General features: G+C 40.7%; 27 protein-coding genes and 1 tRNA gene. 9 read left to right on the top strand and 19 right to left on the bottom strand.

Annotation, left to right across the window (positions count from 1 at the left end):
* Nucleotides 1–373 precede the first annotated feature (373 nt).
* The 7 genes from HWN40_RS13280 (at nucleotide 374) to HWN40_RS13250 (ending at nucleotide 7,330) form a co-directional block, all read left to right on the top strand.
* The gene (locus HWN40_RS13280) at nucleotides 374–2,518 is read left to right on the top strand and encodes an S-layer protein domain-containing protein (protein ID WP_176966176.1); all 2,145 of its coding nucleotides are present in this window, start codon (nucleotides 374–376) and stop codon (nucleotides 2,516–2,518) included.
* A gap of 105 nt (nucleotides 2,519–2,623) precedes the next feature.
* Complete coding sequence (locus tag HWN40_RS13275) at nucleotides 2,624–3,202, top strand: hypothetical protein (RefSeq protein ID WP_176966175.1); 579 nt, start codon at nucleotides 2,624–2,626, stop codon at nucleotides 3,200–3,202.
* A gap of 78 nt (nucleotides 3,203–3,280) precedes the next feature.
* Nucleotides 3,281–3,389, top strand: a tRNA-Met gene (locus HWN40_RS13270).
* 77 nt (nucleotides 3,390–3,466) lie between these two features.
* Nucleotides 3,467–4,621, top strand: coding sequence for a tyrosine-type recombinase/integrase (locus HWN40_RS13265; RefSeq protein ID WP_176966174.1), 1,155 nt, complete (start codon nucleotides 3,467–3,469; stop codon nucleotides 4,619–4,621).
* Between the two features lie 34 nt (nucleotides 4,622–4,655).
* A complete protein-coding gene (locus HWN40_RS13260; protein ID WP_176966173.1) occupies nucleotides 4,656–5,162 on the top strand; it encodes a hypothetical protein in 507 nt (168 codons plus the stop codon).
* 450 nt (nucleotides 5,163–5,612) lie between these two features.
* Nucleotides 5,613–6,455 (top strand): hypothetical protein, encoded by an 843-nt coding sequence (locus HWN40_RS13255; protein WP_176966172.1) that lies wholly within the window; start codon nucleotides 5,613–5,615, stop codon nucleotides 6,453–6,455.
* 41 nt (nucleotides 6,456–6,496) lie between these two features.
* The gene (locus HWN40_RS13250) at nucleotides 6,497–7,330 is read left to right on the top strand and encodes a hypothetical protein (protein WP_176966171.1); all 834 of its coding nucleotides are present in this window, start codon (nucleotides 6,497–6,499) and stop codon (nucleotides 7,328–7,330) included.
* 463 nt (nucleotides 7,331–7,793) lie between these two features.
* On the opposite strand, the gene HWN40_RS13245 is transcribed toward HWN40_RS13250, so the two are convergent.
* The 12 genes from HWN40_RS13245 to HWN40_RS13190 form a co-directional block, all read right to left on the bottom strand.
* Nucleotides 7,794–8,024, bottom strand: coding sequence for a hypothetical protein (locus HWN40_RS13245; RefSeq protein WP_176966170.1), 231 nt, complete (start codon nucleotides 8,022–8,024; stop codon nucleotides 7,794–7,796).
* A complete protein-coding gene (locus tag HWN40_RS13240; protein ID WP_176966169.1) occupies nucleotides 8,012–8,671 on the bottom strand; it encodes a zonular occludens toxin domain-containing protein in 660 nt (219 codons plus the stop codon). Before HWN40_RS13240 ends, HWN40_RS13245 begins: the two co-directional genes overlap by 13 nt.
* A 68-nt stretch (nucleotides 8,672–8,739) precedes the next feature.
* On the bottom strand, nucleotides 8,740–8,910 hold the full coding sequence (locus HWN40_RS13235; RefSeq protein WP_176966168.1) for a hypothetical protein: 171 nt from the start codon (nucleotides 8,908–8,910) through the stop codon (nucleotides 8,740–8,742).
* A gap of 17 nt (nucleotides 8,911–8,927) precedes the next feature.
* Entirely contained in the window at nucleotides 8,928–9,095 is a 168-nt protein-coding gene (locus tag HWN40_RS13230; protein ID WP_176966167.1) for a hypothetical protein, read from the bottom strand.
* Nucleotides 9,095–9,259, bottom strand: a complete 165-nt coding sequence (locus HWN40_RS13225) for a hypothetical protein (protein WP_176966166.1) — start codon at nucleotides 9,257–9,259, stop codon at nucleotides 9,095–9,097. The genes HWN40_RS13230 and HWN40_RS13225 overlap by 1 nt, the downstream gene beginning before the upstream one ends.
* Nucleotides 9,256–9,600, bottom strand: a complete 345-nt coding sequence (locus tag HWN40_RS13220; RefSeq protein WP_176966165.1) for a hypothetical protein — start codon at nucleotides 9,598–9,600, stop codon at nucleotides 9,256–9,258. The genes HWN40_RS13225 and HWN40_RS13220 overlap by 4 nt, the downstream gene beginning before the upstream one ends.
* Before the next feature lie 10 nt (nucleotides 9,601–9,610).
* Nucleotides 9,611–9,892 carry a hypothetical protein gene (locus HWN40_RS13215; RefSeq protein WP_176966164.1) on the bottom strand — a complete coding sequence of 94 codons (282 nt, stop codon included), beginning with the start codon at nucleotides 9,890–9,892 and terminating at the stop codon, nucleotides 9,611–9,613.
* Complete coding sequence (locus HWN40_RS13210) at nucleotides 9,889–11,535, bottom strand: hypothetical protein (protein ID WP_176966163.1); 1,647 nt, start codon at nucleotides 11,533–11,535, stop codon at nucleotides 9,889–9,891. The genes HWN40_RS13215 and HWN40_RS13210 overlap by 4 nt, the downstream gene beginning before the upstream one ends.
* A gap of 36 nt (nucleotides 11,536–11,571) precedes the next feature.
* On the bottom strand, nucleotides 11,572–11,820 hold the full coding sequence (locus HWN40_RS13205) for a hypothetical protein (RefSeq protein WP_176966162.1): 249 nt from the start codon (nucleotides 11,818–11,820) through the stop codon (nucleotides 11,572–11,574).
* 665 nt (nucleotides 11,821–12,485) lie between these two features.
* Nucleotides 12,486–12,902: a hypothetical protein gene (locus HWN40_RS13200; protein WP_176966161.1), complete on the bottom strand. Its 417-nt coding sequence runs from the start codon at nucleotides 12,900–12,902 to the stop codon at nucleotides 12,486–12,488.
* 20 nt (nucleotides 12,903–12,922) lie between these two features.
* On the bottom strand, nucleotides 12,923–13,306 hold the full coding sequence (locus HWN40_RS13195) for a hypothetical protein (protein ID WP_176966160.1): 384 nt from the start codon (nucleotides 13,304–13,306) through the stop codon (nucleotides 12,923–12,925).
* Nucleotides 13,303–13,959, bottom strand: a complete 657-nt coding sequence (locus HWN40_RS13190; RefSeq protein ID WP_176966159.1) for a hypothetical protein — start codon at nucleotides 13,957–13,959, stop codon at nucleotides 13,303–13,305. Before HWN40_RS13190 ends, HWN40_RS13195 begins: the two co-directional genes overlap by 4 nt.
* Before the next feature lie 538 nt (nucleotides 13,960–14,497).
* Here HWN40_RS13190 and HWN40_RS13185 point away from each other — a divergent pair.
* On the top strand, nucleotides 14,498–17,173 hold the full coding sequence (locus HWN40_RS13185) for an S-layer protein domain-containing protein (protein ID WP_176966158.1): 2,676 nt from the start codon (nucleotides 14,498–14,500) through the stop codon (nucleotides 17,171–17,173).
* A gap of 46 nt (nucleotides 17,174–17,219) precedes the next feature.
* On the opposite strand, the gene HWN40_RS13180 is transcribed toward HWN40_RS13185, so the two are convergent.
* Genes HWN40_RS13180 through HWN40_RS13160 form a run of 5 tightly spaced genes read right to left on the bottom strand, consistent with a single transcriptional unit; the run spans nucleotide 17,220 to nucleotide 19,342 of the window.
* Nucleotides 17,220–18,677, bottom strand: coding sequence for a DUF7845 domain-containing protein (locus tag HWN40_RS13180; protein ID WP_176966157.1), 1,458 nt, complete (start codon nucleotides 18,675–18,677; stop codon nucleotides 17,220–17,222).
* Nucleotides 18,674–18,868 carry a hypothetical protein gene (locus HWN40_RS13175; RefSeq protein WP_176966156.1) on the bottom strand — a complete coding sequence of 65 codons (195 nt, stop codon included), beginning with the start codon at nucleotides 18,866–18,868 and terminating at the stop codon, nucleotides 18,674–18,676. Before HWN40_RS13175 ends, HWN40_RS13180 begins: the two co-directional genes overlap by 4 nt.
* The gene (locus HWN40_RS13170) at nucleotides 18,868–19,044 is read right to left on the bottom strand and encodes a hypothetical protein (protein WP_176966155.1); all 177 of its coding nucleotides are present in this window, start codon (nucleotides 19,042–19,044) and stop codon (nucleotides 18,868–18,870) included. The genes HWN40_RS13175 and HWN40_RS13170 overlap by 1 nt, the downstream gene beginning before the upstream one ends.
* A 2-nt stretch (nucleotides 19,045–19,046) precedes the next feature.
* Nucleotides 19,047–19,196, bottom strand: coding sequence for a hypothetical protein (locus tag HWN40_RS13165; protein ID WP_176966154.1), 150 nt, complete (start codon nucleotides 19,194–19,196; stop codon nucleotides 19,047–19,049).
* On the bottom strand, nucleotides 19,196–19,342 hold the full coding sequence (locus HWN40_RS13160) for a hypothetical protein (protein ID WP_176966153.1): 147 nt from the start codon (nucleotides 19,340–19,342) through the stop codon (nucleotides 19,196–19,198). Before HWN40_RS13160 ends, HWN40_RS13165 begins: the two co-directional genes overlap by 1 nt.
* 539 nt (nucleotides 19,343–19,881) lie before the next feature.
* Between HWN40_RS13160 and HWN40_RS13155 the strand changes: the two genes are divergently transcribed.
* Nucleotides 19,882–22,599 (top strand): DNA-directed DNA polymerase, encoded by a 2,718-nt coding sequence (locus HWN40_RS13155; protein WP_176966152.1) that lies wholly within the window; start codon nucleotides 19,882–19,884, stop codon nucleotides 22,597–22,599.
* 6 nt (nucleotides 22,600–22,605) lie between these two features.
* Here HWN40_RS13155 and phoU read toward each other — a convergent pair whose 3' ends face one another.
* Both phoU and pstB read right to left on the bottom strand, forming a co-directional pair.
* Nucleotides 22,606–23,256: a phosphate signaling complex protein PhoU gene (gene phoU, locus HWN40_RS13150; RefSeq protein WP_176966151.1), complete on the bottom strand. Its 651-nt coding sequence runs from the start codon at nucleotides 23,254–23,256 to the stop codon at nucleotides 22,606–22,608.
* A gap of 4 nt (nucleotides 23,257–23,260) precedes the next feature.
* Complete coding sequence (pstB, locus tag HWN40_RS13145) at nucleotides 23,261–24,031, bottom strand: phosphate ABC transporter ATP-binding protein PstB (RefSeq protein WP_176966150.1); 771 nt, start codon at nucleotides 24,029–24,031, stop codon at nucleotides 23,261–23,263.
* Nucleotides 24,032–24,068 lie beyond the last annotated feature (37 nt).

The following is a 24,068-nucleotide window of genomic DNA, read 5'->3' as shown; positions in this document are numbered from 1 at the left end:
GATATTCAATGAAAAATATAATATGCAATGTAATATAGCATCGACGATTAGTAAATATTAGTTCACGTTTTGTCTGTTTTTTCTTTTAAATTTCAATGTGACTTCGACATTTCCCGTCAATTGCATCGATGTTTGCCAATGCAATGCGATAATTGTTCTGATATAGACCACAAAAGATTTAATACGGCAATTGTTTAATAGAACACTTGTAATCCAATATGACGGGATCAAGAGGGTGATGAGCTTCCTTTCGTCAATGAGCGTAATGTTCACCGATGAAAGGTTGATTTAACGTACATGTGTACGTTTTATTGTTTATCAATCACTCTTTACCTTGACCATATATCTATAAATTAACTAACGGAGGAGAATTATGAAAAGACTAACAGCAACTTTAATGGCTGCCCTTATGGTCTTGACAGTATTTGCTGGCGTAGCAAGCGCTGCAGATACTGTGGAGGTCAGGGGACCAGTCTATAACGGTTCTAGTGTGTCAGATATAGTAGACAGCTATAGCGGATCATCAAATTACATTGAAATGAATGCAACGAATTTTGCAGGATTCTACTACGATCTTGATGACGGACTCGAATCCGAATATCTCAGGATATACAATAAAGGAAAGGAAGGTATAGGCGAAAATTTGAGCGGTGACAAGATACCAGAAGGTGCCCTTGTCTATTATTCCGTTATCAACGAAACCGACTTTGAGATCACATACAATAACAATGATACAGATGGGGACCCAATCCGCAGCCAGTATCCAGTTATTGGTTTCTTTGCCGAGGAATATGTTCCACTCAAGAACACCACACCTGACAAGCTTGCAAAACTGCTTCTTGACAACGATGACAAGTACACACTCAGGACCGGTTCAGCACTCGAGCTTCCAAACGGCTATGAACTGACCGCAAAGCAGATCGATGTCGAGGGTGACAAGGTCTGGATGGAGCTTAGCAAGGATGGAGAGTTTATAGAGGATCAGGTAGTTGATCTTACAGGAACTACAGGCTCTGCAACCTGGAGCTATGAAGAAGACGTTGCCGGTGAGGATGATGTTGAAGTTTTCAGAGTACGCGTCACTGATGTCTTCCAGGGCCAGGTCGACAGCCTCGCTGTAATTGAGGGTGTCTGGATGATTGACTATATGAATGTTGTTGAAATCGATGATGACGACACATTTGGCGAGCTCGAAGTTCAGACAACAGGTAAACTCAGCGAATTCAATAATGCATATGGTATCAAGATGTGGAATGATAATTCCATGACCCTTGATGAAGATGATACAGAGAAAATCGCTGAAGGTCTTGCCTTCAAGACGGCTGATGTTGAATCTGGCGATGTCATGAGATTCTACCTCATGAAAGAATACACAGAACCAGGTACATATGAAATCAGAGGACAGGTCTTTGAAGATGAGCCAGGATCCTGGACTTATGCAAACTTTGCTGGATTCTACTATGACCTTGATGACAATCTTACAAGTGAATCTTTGATCATAACCACATCAGCTCCTTTCAACCTACAGAGTTCAAAAATTGATAAAGACGAGTTGGTTTACTATGCCAACATCACAGAAACCGGCTTTGAGATCGAGTACAATGAAGTAGATACAGATGGGGACCCAATCCGCGACAAGTATCCAGTTATTGGTCTCTTTGCCGAAGCATATGTTCCACTCAAGAACGACACGCCTGACCTACTCGCCAAACTTATCCTGGACAATGATGACAAGTATACACTCAGGACCGGTTCAGCACTCGAGCTTCCAAACGGCTATGAACTGACCGCAAAGCAGATCGATGTCGAGGGTGACAAGGTCTGGATGGAGCTTAGCAAGGATGGAGAGTTTATAGAGGATCAGGTAGTTGATCTTACAGGAACTACAGGCTCTGCAACCTGGAGCTATGAAGAAGACGTTGCCGGTGAGGATGATGTTGAAGTTTTCAGAGTACGCGTCACTGATGTCTTCCAGGGCCAGGTCGACAGCCTCGCTGTAATTGAGGGTGTCTGGATGATTGACTATATGAATGTTGTTGAAATCGATGATGACGACACATTTGGCGAACTCGAAGTTCAGACAACAGGTAAACTCGGTAATGACGCTGCTGGAAATCCTGTTTATGGAATTAAGATGACTAATGATAATTCCATAACCCTTGATGAAGATGACACCGAGGAAATCGCTGAAGGTCTTGCCTTCAAGACGGCTGATGTTGAATCTGGCAATGACACACTGAGGTACTATCTGTACAAGGAAGTCACCATCGAAGGCGAGGAAACAACCCAGCCTGATGAAGAAGAAGATATGGACGAAGAAGAGCAGGTAACTGACAACGAAACAGAAGGTAACGATACCGTTGAAACTCCAGTAGATGAGACTCCAGATGAAACTGAAGAGCCACCTGTGGAGGATGAAGGTAACGAGACAACTGATGAAGAACCAGTTCCTGGATTTGAAGCAGTCTTCGCAGTTGCAGGTCTTCTTGCAGTCGCATACCTTGTCAGAAGGAACTAAATAAACAATAAATAAACAGAAGGGATTTTTCCCTTCTAACTATTCTTTTTTGAGTTTACTACTAAATTTACGTCTTTTTTTGCTGTTCAATATCGAGGTGAAACAGTGGTTAATAAACTAGTATTAGTGTCAGCTTTAATCATAATGATGCTATTTGTTTCCGGTTGTACGGACGGACAGAATCCTGATGGTGGGCAGGAAAACAATGTTACGGATGTCGGAGAAAATACCGATATTGCTGAAATGTCAGCAGAGGACCTTACTACAATAGATAATCTTCCGGAAGGGTATGAGTATCTTGGTGCTCCTACGCTTACGGTAGAGGAAGTTCAAAGGGAATATGTTAATTCCTCAGGTATCACTGATGCATCTGAAGGCTTCTACAAGGCAGACAGTGTTGATCTATACATCGATGTGATTGAGCTGGAAAGTCCTGAAATGGCAGAAGAATTCGTTTCAGAGTACAGATCCGGCTTCAAAGAACTTGCAAGTGGTACGCGCTTCACGGAAGAGAGTTTCAACGGACATTCTGCAGTAAGAATAAAAACCTATTCCACGGTAGGAGGGGAACAGGTTCCACGATACACTTACATCTGGAGTAATGACAGATTTGTTTTTGTTGTAGGTGGTGCGACTGAGGATTATACAATGCTGCGCACACATGCAGAAGCTACGGGGTACTGACCCTGTGGCTTTCCTTTCTATAAAAGACGTTCAATCGACATGCTTTAATATAACTTTGCCCTTTGTACATGCTGCACTGCCCGGATAGCCTAGTTGGTTGGGGCGCCAGACTCATAGGGAAAATTAACCGTGCGTCCAAATCTCCTGAGAAATCTGGAGGTCGCGTGTTCGAGTCACGCTCCGGGCATCAAATCTCTATTTTCATGCCTTAATACTTTCACTTAGGTAGGCAAATTTTCTTTTTAAAGAAGTGGAAGTTAAAGTATGTCTCTTTACAACTATGATCGCTCACTTGCCGCGGCTGAATCGAAGATAGAACAGGCAACTTACAGCGAGAATAACAAGAAGCTGATATTTCGTTTTGAGAGCTATCTTTTTGCTGAAGGACTGTCAAAGGCGCGGGTGATCAAGTACCTGAGCCAGCTTAACATGATTGCGGGATGGGCTGATTTTGAACTGGATGAAGCGTCGCGGGAAGATATAGAATATATTGCAGGGATAGTTGCAAAAAAGGATGTTAAGGACTGGACCAAACACGGCTATCTTACGGCAATAAAGAGGTTTTACCGCTGGTTGAACGGCGGGGAGGATCCGGAGATAACCGCCTGGATAAAACCCAAGGTAAAAAATCCTGTAAAGCTTCCTGAAGAGATGCTACCTGAGGATGATATCATGTCTATGGTTGAGTCTGTCGATCATCCAAGGGATAAAGCACTTGTATCTATTTTCTGGGATGCCGGAGGAAGACCTGGGGAACTGGGTGAGCTGGACATTAAACATATTGTCTTTGATCAGTACGGAGCTGTGGCTGTAGTAGATGGCAAGACGGGAATGAGAAGGATACGGCTTGTATTCAGTACACCTTACCTTGCCGCGTGGATTAACATTCATCCTGATAAAAACAATCCAAATGCTCCCCTGTGGGTTGGTATTGGCCAGAGGGGAAGAGGGAAAAAACTGAAATATGCAGCTATCAGGATGATCATTAAAAGAGCGGCCAAAAAAGCAGGAATTAGGAAGAGGACATACTGCTATCTGTTCAGGCATTCCCGGAGTACGGATCTGGCGCAATATCTTACTGAATCACAGATGAAGGAACATCTTGGATGGAAGCAGGATTCAAAGATGCCTGCGGTCTATGTGCACCTGTCTGGAAAGCAAATTGATGATGCCATGTTGAGAATACACGGCATAGTTAAGAAAGAGGACCATAAACCGGAACTCACAACTGTTATCTGTGCCAGGTGCAAGCATGTGAACAGTACGGCTTCTAAATTCTGTGCACAATGTGGTATGACACTGAGTATAGATGCTGCGGTAGAGGTGGAGGAGAAACGCTCAGATATCGCTATGGCCCTGATGGAGCTTGTTGAAAAGGATCCTGAGGTTGCTGAGGTTTTGAGGAAGGTGATGGAGTGATGTTTATTAAGTTTAAAACCTACTATTAATAGTAATGTCTGATACTGAAAAAACGTATGATGGAGATGATGCAAAGAATTATAAAAATCAGTCATTCGAATCTTTAAAATACGTCTTCAACATGCAAAATGAAAGAATAAAGGAAATTGGCAATAAAGCGAACAATAGCTTACTACTTGCCACTATCCTTATTGGTGTCGGTTTTACTATTTATTCAATTGATTCTGACAAAGGAAATGCATATAATAAGATAATTATGCTTTTAACATTTATCGTATTATTATCGTCTCTTACTTCGTCTTTTGTTGTTATGTATCTGATAGCTTTACGCCCCATTCCTTTTATAAACACTGATAAAGTCTACATGTGTCTTAACCGTTCAGATTTAGATCAAAATTGCTTAATTGGTAATCTCATTGTACTAAAGGAAATGAATGAAAAATATTTTCCTTACTATCAAAAGTTATCTCTCGTTAGCTACGCGTTAATGCTAGTAGGGATGATTTTTGAAGTATATTATGCAGTTTTAGTAGTTATTTAAGTAAATTTTACTTCAACCATAATAACCACCATACTGAAACTCTGCCTATACGCCCCCAAAGGCGGGCGCTTGGAGTGAACACAGGCAAGCATTCAAAAGTGTTTTGTAAGTTCTTGATGCAGCTAGGTAAATGATGCGAAGATATTAAGAAATACGAACATGGGAAGGAGTTAAATTGATTTTGAGAAGAGCAGTAATTTTGATGTTGAAGTTATCAAAGACCGCGAAAATGATACGAATTAAAGGATAGAGTGGCATGTGAATGGATGAAGGGATTCCTTTTTTGAGTGAAGTAGAAACCTTTTCTTTGTAGGAGATTAGTGTTTCTCATCTCGGAACACCTCCCGGGGCTAGCCAAACAACGAGAAAGATATCACTCTGAGAGATGAATTATATCACTTTTATACGATATTCGTTTTACTTATATAGAGTTTTTAACATTCAGTAAATATGAATAATTTAGATATTGATACCTATATTCAAGAAGCCGAAGCAATTGAAGGGCTATATTTAGAGTTAATTGAAAATACGGCAAAACCAAACAAAAGGACACAACTATTTAGTACAATTTTTAAAGAAGCTGAAACTAAAGGTATGTATGCTCAACCTTTACCAGTTAGTAAATATGAAGTGGAAGAAGAAATTTGTGAAACTGACCTTAAAACAAAACCTCTCCAACGGCAAGTATTGAGGAAATATGAAATATGGTACGAAATTTGCAGAATGGTTGTACAGGAATATCTTGGGAATGAAGAAACAGGTAAGTATGAACTCTTCTGTAAGCAATATAAAAAGATAAAAGATTTAATAAAACTATCAACTCCTAATAGTGAAAAAGAGTGCTTAATAAACAATTTTATGGATTATTTTGACATTCAAGTCAATATATTGTATACAATAAAACCTATCGTTTCCTTAAGAAAGAACAATTATAAAAAGTTGGTTTCTGCAGATTTATTAAATTCAGAACTTGATGGGGCAGAAATACTTTATGAAAAAGATTTTGTTCGCCCTGCGGGAATCATAGCGGGAATTGTTCTTGAAAGATATTTAAAAACATTGTGTGAGTTAAATGAAATAGAATTGGATTCAAAAGATACATTGTATCCAATGGCTCAAAAGCTTCGTAAGTCTGATAAAGTCCCTTATTTTGACTTAGCAATATTTAAGTCGATAGATCATCTTGCTACTTTAAGAAATAAATGTGCTCATCCAAAAGAAGAACCTAAAAAGCACGAAGTCAGAGAATTAATTGATAAAACGAAGAAAATAACCTTTATGGCTTTTTCTTAAAACTATTTTAGAGAATGGTGTAATTAATAATAGGTGAGAATATGGATCCTGCGACAACGGGAATAGGGGCCGGTTTAGCTCTGTATGGTGGAAAAGACATTGTTGACAAGTTGTTAGGCCCAACAGCAGAGTATCTCGGTGAAGAGATAAAAAATAGTGTAGCAAAGAAAAATGAGAATCTTAAAAGAATCTTTAGTAAAAGTGTAGATACACTCGGAGAAAAGATTAACCAGTCCGGACAGGTGCCACCTAGAGTTCTAAAACAGGTATGGGATGAAGGGAGGTTTATAGAGGATGAACTGACTGCTCAATATTTTGGTGGGATTCTAGCTTCATCAAGGAGTGAAGATGGAACAGATGATCGAACATTACCTTATTTAGATTTAGTCAAATCTATGTCTACATATCAAATAAAATTTCATCACCTTTTTTATACATTGGCTAGGAGGTATTATTTTGATAGTGAATATGATTGCGAAAAAGATGAAGATCGAAACAAAATGAGATTATTTATTCCTTTGAGCTTGTGTCGTGAACTGATGGGACTTAGTGAAAATAGGAATACAGATTCAATCTTTAGGCATACTATACTTGGTTTATATCGATTAGGATTAATTGCTCAAGGCTATGCTTATGGCAAATATGAAAAAGATGTATTGAATTTTCCAGAAATAGAAGAGCCAGGAATAGTCTCATGTATTTCTTCAGCAGGCATTGAATTATATTTACTTGCACATGGATATCCTGATGTTGAAATTAACCAATTTTTGAATCCTGACATTCATCTTGGAGAAATGGACATTTCAGCTGCGGAGTTAGGTAAAACTTTTGAAATCAAAAATTATAGGTTAAACTTCCTTCCACATTCATTTTGAATATTATATCCAAGTGTACCAATAACCTCGCAGGTATTATACAATTCAATAACTAGCGAAGGATCAATTAGGATTTGCGAGGGAAAGAGGAAAAATTCCCCACTTGTCTTTTTTAAGACTATTGACCTTAATCAGCACAGGCCTATCAGTATCGTCTTGAAAGGTTTCAACGATTAGAATTACCATTATCATATCAATATATCGACCGTCTATGAGGTTCATGGATTACATATTGAGGTATGCATTCATGTTACGTTTTGCCAGTTTTGAGAAAATCCTTTTTTCTTCTAGTTCTTCCGAAATTATTATTGCCAAAAATATGGTGGATTTTGTTCATTCTATGTTTACGTGGGTTCCTGTAGCATTCAGAAGCTTGATAAAATGAATTGCTTTTTCCCTTGCAAGTTGTGAGGGCGCCGGCCAGGTGGGCCGGGCGCCAGTCTCACAAGGTAAATGCAAGAGATCAGTCCTGCATTTGATTTACAGTCGTTTCTATTTCTTCCCTGTCAAGTTGCAGATGGTATTTGAGATAAGGGACAATCACATCGTTCAGGAGAAGCGCTGTTCCAAAGCCACCGATTGAGCAGATGATTGCCACTGTGAGCAATGCCTGTACGTATTGAGCAAGGAAATGATCGGAAACGTATAGCTGGTTCTGGAACAGGATTATATCGGTTGTACTTACGTTGAGCATAGTATGGCCTCTTCTGGTTTTTGGGCAATATCGTCTTCTGGATCATCCGCAATGTCGAGCACATCTGCCCAGTTCTCAAACTGTATCTGGTCGATGTCCGGGGATCTGTAGAAGTGTGTGTCATAGGCATTGCCTACTGTACGGCTGAATGGGAAGCGTTCAACACAGTAGATAGCATGGGGTGACGTGTAGCGTTGTGCAACTGCCAGCTCATCCAGGAAGACGTCAGCAGAGAACCACAAGGGCCAGCCAAGGAAGGGGACCTTGTGGCAATGCATGAGAATGAATTCCTCGGTGATCTCCCGGATTACCACATCGATCCTTGCGGGATTGTGGGCTATGAGGAAGATATCGTTGTTGAGGTGACGGTTCGTTGCAAAGAAGGTGTGCTCATCATGCTGGAACTTCTTGTAATCCCGGCTGTTGTAGTTCCTGTAGGCTTCGTCTATCACTATCATGGAGTCAGTGATATTCTGCTTTGCAAGTTCTGATTTCCAGACATCTGTAAAGCCTTTCTTTGGGTGCTCTACCGGGAAGTTGGTGAAGTAGTGTTCTTTACGGTTCTTTCCCATTGATCCTAAGAGCTTGCGGACGGTGTAGTATGTCTTACCAGCTCCGGGAACTCCCCAGATGATCTTGATCGCCATATTTTGAATTGATTAAAGAGGGGGTGGTTGGATGTGCTCCAACCGATGCACACGAAGCTATACGGTGGTCAGCGGTGGAGCATACCCTTGACCAGGTAGGCAACGGATCCGAAGATACCAAGACCTACGAACACGATAAGCGGGGGTTCCATGAAGATACCCATGATATCAACGACCCAACCACTTACTGAAGTGATTACCTCGGACAGGTTGCCGAGAAATCCGGTAAGATCAGCCATGCTTTTTCACCTCCTTTTTACCTTCTCCCAACGCGAAACATATTCGCAGTGAGCCTGAACAGATGAAGGATGAAGAATATCACAAGCAGTGAAACAAAGCAGGCAGTCATGTACAATACAAGTGCCTGGTAATCGTTGGCCGGCACTCCCACAATGTCTATCAGGATATCATACATCGGCGCCATTATTCACCATCCTCCTTTTTGAATGATAAGAAATACAATACAACAACAAGCTGCACACCCTGGCAGAAAGCTATGAACAGAAGCAGGACTATCACCAGCTCCAGATTATAGACCGTCACAGGTGCAGGGTCTGTAAAGTTGAATGTTGAGAAGTTAAGGGTCATCTGGACCGCTCCTTTGATTTACGTTTTCTATTGTCAATGGTTGAACCATACCGCTTATACAGTGAAACCCGGTTCTTGGCCTGCTTCAGATGATACCTAGAGCGCCCTTTCTGGTACATCCCGGCTGAGAATGTACGCAAACCGTCTGCGGTCCTCTCCAGATCCTTTTCAAGCTCAACGCCGAACAAACGACAGATGAACCAGATTACAAGCCTGAGCAGAAGCAGTGATATGAATACTGTAAGCAGGCTGAATTCGCCAAAATCAACCTGTGCAAGTATCGAGAACCACTCCGCAACCATACCGGCTATGAACTGCATTACTATGACAAAATCACCCATTCTTTACACCTCATGTAATCCTCGTTATCAGGTTGTAAGCCCACAGAGCGACACCGAACACAAAAGCAGCCAGTATCAGTACTCCCCACTCTCCAGGAAAGAACGATAACACAGAATCAAGGAACTGATAGACCGCATCAAAGAGTGAGTAAACACTATCAAAGAGACTCAGGAATGGATCCAGTAACTGATCAAGCAAAGACCGGACCATCAGGACCAGCATTTTAAAGGGATACAGCAGGGCATCCATAAGGGATCCCAGCAGTTGCGAAAGATCATCCAGGAAGGTCACTGCACACCCCTCCATATCCAGGCAACGATTACCAGGAAGATCGAGAAAGTACCTGTTGTGATGTAGGATTCAGGAAGGGCTGAGAATAGAGCAGTGAGAATCGCACCTGCAGGAGCAAACATCAGGGAAACAGAGTTCATTGTGGAAGTTCCCACGCCTGAAATGGTAGAAATTCCTTCCTTCATGGTCCGGACAGGGGATGTAACTGCATATACAAATCCACCAAGAGCACCATGCAGGGAATTGACAGCGTTATCAACACCATCATAGTATCCCTGGAGAACACTGTCGTTTATTGTTGTGTTCCCGTCACCTGGGTCTAGTTCCGGTGGTTCATACTCTGGATCATCCTGTATAGGATCTGTGAGGTTATCGGGAATCTCAGGGTCCGGGATATCAGGAGAATCAACCGGATCTTCCTGATCTTCCAGGTTAATGGTGAAAGAATACAGATCCATAGGGTAATAATCGCTTGGATCATCATCATAAGAGCGTTCCAGGTATGCAGTATATGTTCCGGATTCCGAGAAACTAACATCGAAGTATCCGGATCGAGCAGTAACGCCGGAACGAGAATAATAATTCCCTTCGGGGTCAGGGTTGATTGAAACCCAGTAATCATAAGTTAAAATATTGAAATTCTCGATATCCCAGTAAAAACGAATAGTATTATTTCCAATTAGTTCTGAATTGGTCCAGATCTCTGACTTAGAGCTTGCAGGACGCTGCACAAACTCAATTTCCATTTCATCTAGAACGTTAGTGTGCCATTCAGTAGCACCAATGGAATCATTATAATATTCGTAATACTCCATCACCTCAAAAGATTTAACACCAGGCTGGTCAGGAACAATCGAGAAATCATATTCATAGTATTTCTCATCATCGTCTATTACTGAATAATAAGTAACATCCGACAAGAACCCGTTCTCATCATTAAGATAATAGCTGTGGGTATCGAAATTTTCGTTGTCAATATGGTGAATATTGACTTGGAAATTAGCAGTTTCACCAACAAAAAAAGAGCTGCTATCGTTCCATTCTATTGTTCCGGTTGAATATGAGCTGTAATCTACAGTTTCAACGGTAAGGGCTGAAACATCATCAATGTCAAAATACATACTGGCACTGGTAGAATCATCATGGAGATAGAAGGTTAGTTTTGTAGGACCCGTATAACCTGAAACGTCTATACTATCAGAAACATATGTACTACCGGTATGAACATCATAAATTTTAACAGGCACATCATTGAGAGCAACAACACCATATTGAGAACCGGGAATTGGATTTCTTGAAGCATATTTATAAGTCAGTTCATCAACATCGGTCAGATCAACATACTGGTATCTTCCGATCTTACCCTTATCACCCGAACCAAGATACATATTAAAAACATCAGATTTACCGCCAAAAGAATCAGTAAATACACACGCCCAACCTTCATAAGCTCCCCAGTCGACAAAGTACCATTCCCAATGCAACGGGATAAAAGTTGAAGAAACACTGTAATCATAATCAGGTTCGCTGAAATTACCATTAAAAACCATTTCAACAGGTTCAGCAGATGTAGGAATAATTAAGAGTAAGAGAGCCAGCAAAAACAGTATTCTGGGTTGGTGGCTGGATATACAAGAATTCATTGCAGGCCCTCTTGAATATGATTGAAAAAGGATTTCTCACTGGGCTATACCTTTCAAGCGAGAGAGTATATCCGGGATCTTAAGTCCGAGAAGCTCAAGATCGTCTGCAAAGATCGAGAAGTTTTCATATTCATCCTTGAATTTGTTGTATTTTGACAACTGCGCCCATCTGACGGTAGATCCGTCTTCCTTTTTCTTTTCAGATACCGATACACTGATACCAGGAAGGCGCACCCTGTCGCCTACCTGCCGAATTCCATATTCATTGAAGTCTGACATATTCATCAGGTAAGGCTTGCAAAAAAGAACATATAAACATTACAAATTATCTTAAATTTAAGCTTAAATTTAGGCTTAAAATTAGGTATAAAAAAGAGTTTTGAAAAAAGTGACAGGCTGAATTACTGCGCAAATCAGCCTTTTGTTAAATGGATGGTGTGTCAATACGGCTGGTCGCCTCATTCACACAGGGTTGGGGATCACTTACTGCTAGGTTCATTTAGTGAACGGACCGTATCGCATGCGAAGCGGTCCTGCAAAAGAGGCTTTGCGTCAATGTGACCGGCTCTGCAAGTCACATTCACGCGGGAATTGGGATAACTGGTCGAGACTCCGGTTGAGTTCTTGGTACATTTGCTGAACGCTCATTCGCTCCGGTCCCGTTGGTCCTCGCGAGCTGCAAGGCTAACTGGGAGTATGAGGATACCCCGGTATAATCTGGGAGCTTGGTTTGTGGGGAGTCTGGTTTTGAGTGGATCGGGGGTTTTTGGACTACTAAAAGGTGGGGCTTGCAGCCCCACGCATACCGTTTACTACGGGGGCAAGGTTTGACGGCCCCACTCCGTAAACGATATCGCTTTTGTATGGGGATTGAGGGCTGTGAAAAAAGGAATTTGTGAGACTATACCATCTGCACAATCTCACTGGATTTTCAGATAAATCATTACCACTTATTTTTTATTTATAAGTGGGGGGATAGGAATAGGCATTTGCATTTTTTCTGCGAGATTTATTGCTACCGGCATAGTAAAATAAAAAATTGAATTATCTATTTGAGTTCTAATAGGCTGAGGCAACTTTTTGTCACCTGTGTTTTCCCATTCAGAAATTAACTCCTCTTTAGAGTCAACTCCTATCAAAACATCTAACTGAGCATTTATATTACCTATGTCTGTTTTAGTATTGTGTTCTAAAATAGATAATGTAAAACTAGACTTGATAACAAAATCATCACTCTCAGTTTCTTTAAGCTCTATCAGTGATATATTGATATTTATTTTTACAGCTAGTTTCTCTTTATTTGGAATCACATTTTCTCGATATGCATCCAATTTTTTGATATATATACCCTTTACTTCCGCCTGCATAAAATATCATCCTGTCGATATTATTGAATATAAGAGATAGCATCATCGTCTGTACTACTAAAAACAATATTGTCTTGAGGACATTGAGCGAAGGTTCTTATTGGAGTATTTGTATTTATCGAAAAATTTGAAACGGGTTCCATAAATTCTATAGATTCAAAACTATATGCAGAATTATCAGTTACCTTGAAAATAACAGTTTCATTTTTATTTTCAATCAATGAAATTGTTTCTTTTTCAATTTCGCAAAGCTCAGATATACGCTCTGCTGAAGGTACCCACTCAAAAGATTCTAGCATTTCTTCAACTTCGTCTTTCGAAACCTCAAGCAAACTAGAAGCTTCGGAAAAAGTCATTTCACCTTCGTATAGTGAACGCAAAGTATCTTTTATTAAATCATTCATGTTTGTACCCTCACTGTAGACCAAATACGACTTAACTCCTTATTAAGTGGTTCTCTATATAAATCAAATCTATATTTGAAATTTTTTTTGCAATCATTTATTATTGCGATTTGGTCTTGTCTATTAGTATTGAGATTTTGTCTACTTAAATCATTTAATACGTTATCTATTTCTTTGTTCTTGAACAAATATAAACTCTTCTCAAAAAAAACATCATACTCGATATTTCCTTGTTTATATAAATATGCAAGTAAAGAAACTGTAGTAAGTGGCCTTAAATGTTCAAAATTTCTATAACGTTGATATTTTTCCGTTTTATCTACAACATTTAAATCGGAACTAACAACATAATCAGCATCTATTGTTTTTGCTAGAAACAAAACATGGCGATCTTTTTTACCCATATTTATTTTTAAAGGTTCAAGCTCATCTGAAAATTGTTCAAATGCCGATTGATCATTTTCATGTATACTTACTTTCGGAGAACGCTGAAGTTTTCTACGAATGTCTCCGTTAAATATTTCCTGATAATTGATTGAAGAAATGTGTATTGTGTCTTCTCCAAGCACATTTAAAAAATCGTCTAAAAAACTTACTTTGTGAACATTTAAATCAATAGCAACACATGCGTCAATCACGATTTTTTTGCCCAATTATCCACTTCCTGTACAAGCAAGTTTAATACATAACGATAATATTTAAAACATTCGTCATTCTTTTTTTAGATACATTATTATCTTAGAAATCATTTAACGTCCCAAATAATAAAAGAGTACAATATTTTTTAATTCTTATTCTTGAAAACAGCTAGAGTACATAATACTTAAGCGTTACAAAACACAAGGCCAATTTCGAATGGAAAATTTGAAACCCAATTTTAGACTTAAAATCGCATTACAGGTCAATCGTGGCACACACGCCTTAATCGTGTACCTAAGGGAACGGATGAAAAAAGCCACAAGCGCCGCTTCGCGGCGCTAATGCTGGGTAGGTGGGATATTTCAGAGGAATAGAATATATTGCATAAGCAGTAGCAGGAGATTTTTTAGAGGAAAATCGTAAGAGAAAATTTCAGTACCATGGATAGATAGGTTGCAGTGGAAACAAAGAGCAGTTACCATTGAAATGATTTTATCAGAAAGTTAATATGTTATTATATATTTTTATATGTGTTGTCAATGGTGCTTTAAAATGTCCAAAGTTTACAGAGATTCTCCAATAGGTAATGCCAGTCATTTTAATTTTGAGAATTACGCAGATTCTTTATCAAAAATTATTCTCAACAAGGATAATAAGACTCCTTTTACAGTAGCAATTAATGGTAAATGGGGTAGTGGAAAAACAACTTTGATGAGAACATTAAAAAATAAATTAGATGAATCTACTTTGGATAAACAGACAAGAAAGGTCAAAACCGTATGGTTTGATGCATGGAAATATTCAGAATGCGATTCAATGCTTGCAGCTTTGATACGCGAAATTTTAGAAGAAATGGAAAGAAAAGGGCTTTTAGACAAACTTAAATCTAAAGTTCTGGTTGGTTCTGAAAAAATAGATGTGTTAAAACAGATGAGTGATTTGGCGAAAATATTAACTCTTGGAAATGGTCCAGAACTTGAAAAATGGACTAGAAAGACGGAATATCAAAATAAACTATCATTTTTCGACCTTTTCCAAGATTACATGAAGACAATACTTCAAACATTTGTTCTTGAGAAAACTGAAGGTAAATACACAGATAACGATGGAGTTATGGTAATTTTTATTGATGATTTGGATAGATGCTCTCCAAAAAATATAGCATCTGTTTTAGAATCCATCAATCTATTTTTAGATCAAGAAGGATGCTTTTTCATTATAGGAACTGATATTTCTATGATTGCAAAAGCAATCGATGCTCAATACAATGGCATAAAAGATTTTTCTGGTGTGGACTATATTAAAAAGATGATCCAGCTAAATTTTGATCTCCCTCTTCTAAAAGATGATCATATAAGGTCTTTCATTAAAGATGAATTAAAAGCTGATTCCGAATTAGATCCCTATTTAGATATAATTGTCAAAGGTTTGAAAGGCAATCAGAGAGAAATTATACGATTTTTGAATTCACTAAATTTGATGAGAATTTTAGGAGAATCACTTAAAGGTGAATTAGGATATGAAGAAGAGCTTTTGATTAAATGGAATATTCTATGCTTCTCTTCACCTAAGTTTACGGATGAGATTAAAGGGAATCAAAAAATTCTTTTTGAAATTCAGAATATTGCTAGGATGGATGATGAAAAAAGGGATGAGGCAATTTCAAATTTTAAAAAAGAAGAAGGCAAAGAGGAATACTACGATTACTGCAAAAATGAAAAGATTGTTCATGTTCTCTCAAGTGGAGAAGAGCAATTTGAAGAAACTAACATTGGAACTTATTTATTTCTCAGTAGCATTGCTCCAAAAGAGATTGAGTTAGATACATCTTCCCATGAATATGAAATTAAACCAAGAGCAGACCTTAGGGGAGCAGACCTAAGGGAGGCAGACCTTAGGGGGGCAGATCTGAAGGAGGCAGACTTGAGGGGGGCAGACCTGAGAGTAGCAGACCTAAGGGAGGCAAACCTAAAGGGGGCAAACCTTAGGGGGGCAGACCTGAGAGTAGCAGACCTAAGGAAAGCAAGCCTGATAGATGCAGATTTGAGAGAGGCAAAACTGAGGGATGCAAATTTGAAGGGAGCAGGCTTGCTGAATGCAGATCTGAGAGAGGCAGACTTGCTGGACGCGGGCATGAATGAAGTAGACCTAGCATGGGCAAACCTAAAGGGAGCAAATCTGACGGGGGCAAGCCTAATAGGGGCAGATCTGTTAGAGGTAGACCTGACGGGGACAGACCTGACAGGTTCTAATCTGCGAGGAGTACGGAATTTATTTGTCGAACAGCTTTCCAAGGTAAAATCACTTTCTAAAGCTAAATTAGACAATGAAATTCTTACAAATATAGTGAATACAAAACATCCACTAGCTGCGAAAGTGAATCCTATAGATACTGTAGCAGCAAGTACAGCTTCAGTGAGAGGCAGGCTGTATGCTGGTACAGATCTTAACAATATAATAGGTTCAGATGATAATGATTTTATCGAAATGAACGCAACTAACTTTGATGGATTCGTTTTCGGAGAAAAGCTTAAAGTTTACGGTGGGTCTTTTATCAATGATAGAAATATAATGAAAGGTGGACTTGCGTACGAAACCCAAATTAAACAGATTGATTTTGAATCTGGTGCTTGGGGAGACAGTTATAACGCCATGGGCTTGTTTGGAGATAAGTATATTCCATTAAAGAAAAACACGCCAGACAAGTTAACCAAGCTGCTCCTTGACAACGGCGACAAGTATACCCTGAGAGTCGGCTCTGCGCTTGAACTGCCAAATGGTTATGAACTTACCGCAAAACAGATTGATGTAAGTGGTGACAAAGTATGGATGGAATTATCAAGAAACGGCGAATTCATAGATGATAGAGTAATCATTGCTGGTGACAAAACACGTGGAACATGGATATTCAATACCAATGTTGCAGATGAGATTGGTGTTGAAGTTATGAGGGTGCATGTAACCAATATATTCCAAGGTCAAGTAGACAGCCTTGTTGTAGTCGAAGGTCTCTGGCTCATTGACTACAAGGATGTTCTTGAGATTGAAATCGGCAACAAGTTTGGAAAACTTGAAGTCGAATCTATTGGTTCCAACGTTATCGTTATGAAGAACACATGTACCGTTACACTCAGCAAGGACAACACTGTAGACATTGCAGAAGGCATGAAGTTCAAAGTTGCTGACTCAAACAATCTTAAGTTCAATCTAATTAGAGATAAACACTAAATTTGTTCACTGATTTATTCAAACTGTTTATTTTTCATAGCTACTGCTAACTGAATACACGGCTGTATCTCATTGTGTTGTGGCTAGACCGAACTCCAATCTTACGATGAACACCAAGTTCGTTTAGTTCTTTTCTCAGTTTATCGGCATGTCTGTAACTATCAACGATAATAGGTTCCTGGTCCTGGGACTTTTTAGCAGACTTTTTGGATTTGATTATCCTTAGGTTCTTGGCACGTTCCCGGTATTGTCGGATGACTCCGGAATCTATGAACACCTCACCGAATATCTTCTTGAAGCCTATGTGGAATGCGCTGCAGAAGTCTATAAGGGGCTGTTTTGATGCTTCCCAGATGCTCCTTGTTTTGAAGAACACCTTTGTGCAGTGTTCCCTTACTGTGTCGAGATATCCTTCCGATTTCCAGTAATTGATGTAACGCCATAGGGAACGCTCGGGTATTTCGGTTCCTTCCTGGATATCCCGGAAATCTGCACAGCCTTCAGACTGCAGGGCTATGTATGCAAGGGCTTTGACTGCTCTCATGTTCTCTCCAAGGTCTATATGCTGGCTCTGGTGAGATTGGTTCTTATAGTCCCATTCTGGAAGATCATGACGATGATCGAAAACAGATTCTGCATTAAAGTAGTTGTCAGAAACGTACTCTAGGGGTTGGTTCAGGAAGCTGATAAGAGAATACAGGAGTTTATCCAGATCTCTTTTCAGGGAAAGGAATTCAGAGATAGAGGGGTTTAATTTTGTATTGGATTTGAGGAATACTTCTAGTTTGGGATGTCTTAGAGGATCCTCGGGTACACGGTCAAGGAAATTGGTGATACGGTATGATTTTACGCTGTGCTGCCATTCAGTTCTTAAATTGCATACTGAAAAATCGGGATTATCCAGCTTATACATATCGTATTTACCGGATTTGAGAGTTTTTACAAGCTTGGAGTCTCCGAGCATAGAGGACTCCTGCTCTATTGCCTGCAGCATGGCTACCATATCATGTTCGTGTCGCTCATGATATCGGACATGCCTGGCCATCTGGTAAATGGTGGACCTTGAACGATCAATCTTATCCTGGAAGCGTGAAGCTCCAAGGAAATCCATTATTTCAAAAATGATATCGAAGTGTTCGTCTAGGTCTATATATGAGGATTCGATATGGATCTGAGTCCCTACGGTTGGAAGATTGAGGACCTTACCATTTTTTGTCTTTGTACCTGCTCCAAAGAGAGGTTTAATTGAATAACTGCATTTTGATGCTCCTGTTTCATCCTTCCAGTGGAACATGTATTCAAATGCAAGTTTCTTGGTTTTTGGATTATAGAGGCCGCCTTGTTTTGAGAAGAACTTGAAGTTTCGGTGGCCTATCTTGATGTAGTGATTATACGGATCATCTACATTGTGGGAGAAGTAATTGACCACTGCAAAGTAGAAGTTCAGGTCTGTTATGTGCAAAAAACAGCCGAACTCATGGGTCACAGGTTCAGGGAATTTCATTCCTGGTCAATGGCCGGCCTGATTATACCATACGGTCCTGTATCATCATAGCCAAGCTCGAACCTGACACAGCCGGTGATGATGTTCCCGTTAAGGTCCCGGAGACCAAGGGCAAAGGCAAGCTCGGAAGGGATAGTGACATAGATGCCACTACCATTGTTGTCCTTCAATCGGTATTTTGCCTTAGCCATCAGACTACCTCCAGATAAGCAGACCAGTCCCTGGGATAGTATCTGGAGCAGTTCTTGTAACCCTTGAAACCGTTCCTTGTCTTTTCACGATGGATTCCCATCAGGCACTTAGGCCCGCCTGATCCATCGTGAATACAGGAAATGCAGGGATTATCAGAGCTTTTTCTTGCTCGCATTTTTATCCCTCCACTTTGTGCAGGATCTGAAGTGATGGCATGAAGATCTTCCTGCCTGAGGATGTCATGAATACTCCCGGACACTTGCAGGCAACAACCTCTTCTGGGCTTATATTCCGCTGTCCGAAGGGATTCAAAATAAGACGAGACATTAAGCAGACACCCCTGCAAGATATTTGATAGTTCTTGCTACACGCATATTCCAGTCAGAACCGGACTCTGCATCGTTGTCTATCAGTTCCTTGTTGTCCTGGTAGATGTGCAGAGCAATCTCACGGGATAGAGGATTGAGACTCATGCCTGTACCTCCGCGACAGATACTTCAGTCTGATCACATTTCCACAAAGGATGGTGCAATCTATTGCCGCGGAGATAGCTTTCGCTAATTGGTTGATATGCTGTGCTAAAAAAGTCTTTACTATACGTATTTGTTTGCATTTATTTAGCCTTCTTAGTCATTTTATCTGGTAGTCAGCCAGATGTAAATTCTTTTAGCAGAAACAATATATATAAGTTTCGCCAAATTCTAAATTGGGCTGTGGTTCCTAAGTCTAGTCAACTTAGATCGCCCTTTTGCAGGCGATTAGCCACCACAGCCCAAGAAACCTATTAGCCAACTGGTAAAAATAGGTAAAGTTAGTAAAGTGAAAGTATTAGACTGGCATAAAATTTAGGGATTTATCCCCGCTCCGGGCATCAAATCTTTCATTTTGAAGTTGATTTTATAGCATCTTGTTTTTTAGACACTTTTTCAAACTATATTCTTTTGTGGTATTTTGAAATCTTCTTATTTGCCAAAACAAAACATATATGAATAGTACAACCCTAAGATAGGGCATGAATTTTCAGATACTGGACGCCGATTATATCCGTGAGGATAAAGGACCCGTGATCCGCCTTTTCGGAAGGAATGAGGATGGGGAAAGTGTCTGCTGCTTTGTACCGGACTTTGAGCCTTATTTTTATGTCAATATCACTGGTGATCCGGAATCTGCCGGGGAATTACTGAAGGAACGTTTTCCCTCGGCGATCAAAAGAGTGGAGCTTGTCCGGAAGTTCGAGCCTGTGGGATATCAGGTCTCTAAAAAAACAATGTTAAAGATCATCACATTCGAACCGGGAAATGTTCCTGAAATACGTGATGACATCTCGAACATACCTGCTGTAAAAGAAATATATGAAACTGACATCCTTTTCAGGAATCGTTTCCTGATCGACCGGGAACTGCATGGTATGGGCTGGGTAAATGTCGAAGAATCATCCGAAATAAGCCACTCAGGCGGACAGACCCGATACTGTGATAAGGCGTTCACAGCTTCTTCTCTGGAAGAAATTGAAAAACTCTCCAATGCTCCGCTGAAACATCTGGCATTTGATATTGAATGCCTGCCTCTGGGTGGTTCCCTACCTGTACCTGAATCTTCTCCTATAATCATGATAAGTCTTTCCTTCAGTCCTGCTTTTGAAGAATTTGATACTAAAGTCCTGGTTGCCAAGGAAGTTGAAGGTGTTTCGGACAATGTAGAATGTTTCGAGAACGAAGTAGCCATGCTTGAGCGTTTTTTCGAGATCTTCCAGAACTATGATCCGGATATCGTTGAGGGATATAACGAAATTGATTTTGATATACCTTATATCGCTGACAGGGTGAATGTGCTCAATGACATGGGCCATAGGCTAAAGCCTGTTGTTGGCAGGGATGGCAGAATACTGAGTTACCGCAGGATAGGCAACCGTACAATGGTATCGATCCCGGGGCGTGTTGTCGTGGATGCCCTCCCGCTTATCAGGACTCAATACAGTCTCAAGCGCTATACGCTGAGAAATGTTGCAAAAGAATTGCTTGAGAGGGAAAAGCTGGACGTTGCTCCCGCTGAGATGGAAGAGTACTGGAATGACGACGGTGAAAAGATACTGCATTTCATTGATTATGCACAGCGTGACTCCGAGCTGGCCCTTGAGCTGTTCATGAAACTCAGGCTTCTGGATAAACACATCGCTATAGCGCAGGTAAGTGGTTCGCTCCTGCAGGAAGTGGTGGACGGGGGTCAGACCTCCATGGTTGAGAACCTGCTCCTGCGTGAGTACGGTAAAAGGGACCGTGTCATCTCTACAAAACCGTCCGATGATCTGGTGAGTTTCAGAAATCGCAGTAGTGAAGGTCTGAAAGGAGGCGAGGTGCTTGAGCCCAAGAAGGGCCTGCTTGAGAACATAGTCATACTTGACTACAAGTCTCTCTATCCCACCATAATGATGGCACACAACCTCTGCTATACCACTGTTGTGGATCAGGACCGTCCCGACAGCGAGACTATAAAGCCACCTTCCGGAGGAGAATTCGTTTCAACAGAAGTCTCGAAAGGTATAATGCCGTCTATTCTCGAGAATCTGCTGGACCGAAGGGTGGAAACCAAGAAACTCATGAAAAATGCGGTCAATGAGAGTGAATATCGTGTACTCGATGCTACTCAGCTTGCCCTGAAGATCCTTCTGAACAGTTTCTATGGTTATTCCGGATATACAAGGGCACGGCTTTACAGCCTTGCACTTGCAAATGCAGTTACCAGTTTCGGAAGAGAGAATATTCTCAATACCCGCTCAATTGTCAATGGTAGCATAAATAAGGTAATACTGCGTGACAGCAAAGTCTGTTTCACCGAAGAAGTTGATGCTATCAATGATGATGATCGCATAGTAGCGCTCTCTGTTGTGTACGGTGACACCGACAGTGTGTTTGTACAGTGCAGCTCTGATGATCCGATCTCCCTTGAAGATGCGGAACTTGTGGGCAACAGGATCGCAGGCACGGTCTCGGCTTCACTGCCGGATCCCATGGAACTTGAGTTCGAGTCGATTGCCCGCAGAGGTCTTTTCATAGCCAAGAAACGATATGCTATCTGGGTCTTTGAGAGGTCCGGTGATCAGTGGGAAGACTCCATAAAGGTCAAGGGAATGGAGACCGTCCGCCGGGACTGGTGTGGATTGACATCCAAGACCCTGAACAAAGTACTTGAACTGGTTCTTAAAGAAGGTGACTATGAAGCTGCAGTATTGCATGTGAGGGATGTAGTTGACGGAATCCGGAACATCGATGTTCAGAAGGATGAGGATATAATCGATGATCTTGTGATGACAAGGATGTTCTCAAAAAGTGCTTCCCGATATAAGAACAAACAGCCTCATCTTACGGTTGTCGAGAAGATCGAGGAAAGGACGGGTAACCCTCCTCCGGTTGGTGAACGTATACCTTTTGTCATAGTTGCAGGTAAAGATTTGTTCGTTAATCGCGCCGAAGATCCGGACTACGTTAGAGAGCACAACATACCCATTGATGTGGACTATTATGTCAAGAAGCAGTTGTTGCCTCCTGTGGAGCGCATACTTGGCGTATTTGGCGTGGATACTGCAAACCTTGACTATGATTCAAAACAAAAGGGTCTGTTCGATTTTTCTGACAAGCCAAAGGAATTGCCCATAAAAAGAATAAAAAGAGAAGAAAAGCCAGTTGATGACTCACAGGCAAGCAATGCCCAGAGTTCACTGTTTGACTTTTAGTTTTGTCTAATTAAGGTCTGCTCTTTCGCCGGATGCAATGTATACAACACTTTCACAGATATTGCAGGCATGGTCTCCTATCCTTTCAAGGTAGCGCAGGACAAATAGCAGGTATGAAGCATTGTTGATTATTAATTTATCCTCGCTCATCATCTCCATGAGCTGATTTTCAGATTCATAGAAGAGCTTGTCAACCTCATCATCCTTTGCGGCTGTTTTTCTTGCCAGGTCTTCATCCAGCGTTTCAAAGGCAATCATTGAATGCTGCAGCATTTGCTTACCCATTTCAGACATCTTAAGGATATTGGAGAAAGGTTTTGTATGTTCTTCTTCAATGCATTTTGTGACCTTGGCAATGTCCACTGCAAGATCACTCATTCTTTCAAGATCAAGTGATATCTTTAAGCAAGATGTTACCAACCTCATGTCTCCGGCAGTGGGGCTCTGGCGTGCAATTAGCTGACTGACACACTTTTCGATCTTCAGATCATATTCGTCAATCTCTCTGTCACCCTGAATTACCTGTTCTGCAAGCTCCATGTCAATGGAATTTAGGGAATACATGGAATCTTCCACAGACTTGTAGGACTTCTCCCCCATTTCAATAACATATCTTTTGAGTGTATCCAGATTTTCCTGATATCGTTGACGTGTCATTTTTTCACCCAAATCTTCCGGTGATGTAATCCTCGGTTTCTTTTTCCTTAGGACTCTCAAAGATCTGTTCGGTCTTTCCGAACTCTATCAGATCTCCCAGCAGGAAGAATGCCGTATAATCTGATATCCTGGCAGCCTGCTGCATATTGTGTGTTACTATAACTATAGTATAATTCTTTTTTAACTCTGATATAAGGTCTTCGATTTTACCTGTGGATATGGGGTCCAGTGCACTTGCAGGCTCATCAAGAAGAATCACCTCAGGTTTGACTGCGAGTGTCCTTGCTATGCATAATCTCTGTTGCTGGCCACCACTAAGGTCAAGGGCCGAGACCTTTAACCTGTCTGAGACCTCATTCCATAGGGCACCTGATTTGAGTGCATCCTCTACAACGCCGTCGAGATCTTTTTTCTTGGCGCCATGTATGCGGGGACCATATGCTATATTGTCGTATATGGACATAGGGAAGGGATTTGGCTTCTGGAATACCATTCCCACTCTTTTTCTCAGGTCTACTACATCCACATCCCTGGAGTATATGTCCTCTCCATTGATGTTCACATCGCCTTCTATCCTGCAGCTGGGAATAAGGTCGTTCATTCTGTTCAGGCATCTGAGAAACGTAGATTTTCCGCAACCAGAGGGTCCAATGAAAGCTGTGACACTGTTTTTTGGAATATCTATTGATATATCATGAAGGGCGTGGTTCTCGCCGTACCAGAGATTCAGGTCCCTGACCTCTATCTCTGTTCCGTTTGTGAAATTATCTGACATTTGATGTACCTCTAAGACACTGGAATTCTCTTTTTGA

The sequence above is a fragment of the Methanolobus zinderi genome (genome assembly GCF_013388255.1).
Lineage (GTDB): Archaea > Halobacteriota > Methanosarcinia > Methanosarcinales > Methanosarcinaceae > Methanolobus > Methanolobus zinderi.
Note: the sequence above shows the minus strand (reverse complement) of the source record. Positions and strands in the feature narration are given on the sequence as shown.

Excerpts from the sequence above, each read along its gene's own strand:
- HWN40_RS13280 (WP_176966176.1), top strand. The coding sequence starts at position 374 with ATGAAAAGACTAACAGCAACTTTAATGGCTGCCCTTATGGTCTTGACA.
- HWN40_RS13265 (WP_176966174.1), top strand. The coding sequence starts at position 3,467 with ATGTCTCTTTACAACTATGATCGCTCACTTGCCGCGGCTGAATCGAAG.
- HWN40_RS13260 (WP_176966173.1), top strand. The coding sequence starts at position 4,656 with ATGTCTGATACTGAAAAAACGTATGATGGAGATGATGCAAAGAATTAT.
- HWN40_RS13255 (WP_176966172.1), top strand. The coding sequence starts at position 5,613 with ATGAATAATTTAGATATTGATACCTATATTCAAGAAGCCGAAGCAATT.
- HWN40_RS13250 (WP_176966171.1), top strand. The coding sequence starts at position 6,497 with ATGGATCCTGCGACAACGGGAATAGGGGCCGGTTTAGCTCTGTATGGT.
- HWN40_RS13245 (WP_176966170.1), bottom strand. The coding sequence starts at position 8,024 with ATGCTCAACGTAAGTACAACCGATATAATCCTGTTCCAGAACCAGCTA.
- HWN40_RS13240 (WP_176966169.1), bottom strand. The coding sequence starts at position 8,671 with ATGGCGATCAAGATCATCTGGGGAGTTCCCGGAGCTGGTAAGACATAC.
- HWN40_RS13235 (WP_176966168.1), bottom strand. The coding sequence starts at position 8,910 with ATGGCTGATCTTACCGGATTTCTCGGCAACCTGTCCGAGGTAATCACT.
- HWN40_RS13230 (WP_176966167.1), bottom strand. The coding sequence starts at position 9,095 with ATGGCGCCGATGTATGATATCCTGATAGACATTGTGGGAGTGCCGGCC.
- HWN40_RS13225 (WP_176966166.1), bottom strand. The coding sequence starts at position 9,259 with ATGACCCTTAACTTCTCAACATTCAACTTTACAGACCCTGCACCTGTG.
- HWN40_RS13220 (WP_176966165.1), bottom strand. The coding sequence starts at position 9,600 with ATGGGTGATTTTGTCATAGTAATGCAGTTCATAGCCGGTATGGTTGCG.
- HWN40_RS13210 (WP_176966163.1), bottom strand. The coding sequence starts at position 11,535 with ATGAATTCTTGTATATCCAGCCACCAACCCAGAATACTGTTTTTGCTG.
- HWN40_RS13205 (WP_176966162.1), bottom strand. The coding sequence starts at position 11,820 with ATGAATATGTCAGACTTCAATGAATATGGAATTCGGCAGGTAGGCGAC.
- HWN40_RS13200 (WP_176966161.1), bottom strand. The coding sequence starts at position 12,902 with ATGCAGGCGGAAGTAAAGGGTATATATATCAAAAAATTGGATGCATAT.
- HWN40_RS13195 (WP_176966160.1), bottom strand. The coding sequence starts at position 13,306 with ATGAATGATTTAATAAAAGATACTTTGCGTTCACTATACGAAGGTGAA.
- HWN40_RS13185 (WP_176966158.1), top strand. The coding sequence starts at position 14,498 with ATGTCCAAAGTTTACAGAGATTCTCCAATAGGTAATGCCAGTCATTTT.
- HWN40_RS13180 (WP_176966157.1), bottom strand. The coding sequence starts at position 18,677 with ATGAAATTCCCTGAACCTGTGACCCATGAGTTCGGCTGTTTTTTGCAC.
- HWN40_RS13175 (WP_176966156.1), bottom strand. The coding sequence starts at position 18,868 with ATGGCTAAGGCAAAATACCGATTGAAGGACAACAATGGTAGTGGCATC.
- HWN40_RS13170 (WP_176966155.1), bottom strand. The coding sequence starts at position 19,044 with ATGCGAGCAAGAAAAAGCTCTGATAATCCCTGCATTTCCTGTATTCAC.
- HWN40_RS13165 (WP_176966154.1), bottom strand. The coding sequence starts at position 19,196 with ATGTCTCGTCTTATTTTGAATCCCTTCGGACAGCGGAATATAAGCCCA.
- HWN40_RS13160 (WP_176966153.1), bottom strand. The coding sequence starts at position 19,342 with ATGAGTCTCAATCCTCTATCCCGTGAGATTGCTCTGCACATCTACCAG.
- HWN40_RS13155 (WP_176966152.1), top strand. The coding sequence starts at position 19,882 with ATGAATTTTCAGATACTGGACGCCGATTATATCCGTGAGGATAAAGGA.
- phoU (WP_176966151.1), bottom strand. The coding sequence starts at position 23,256 with ATGACACGTCAACGATATCAGGAAAATCTGGATACACTCAAAAGATAT.
- pstB (WP_176966150.1), bottom strand. The coding sequence starts at position 24,031 with ATGTCAGATAATTTCACAAACGGAACAGAGATAGAGGTCAGGGACCTG.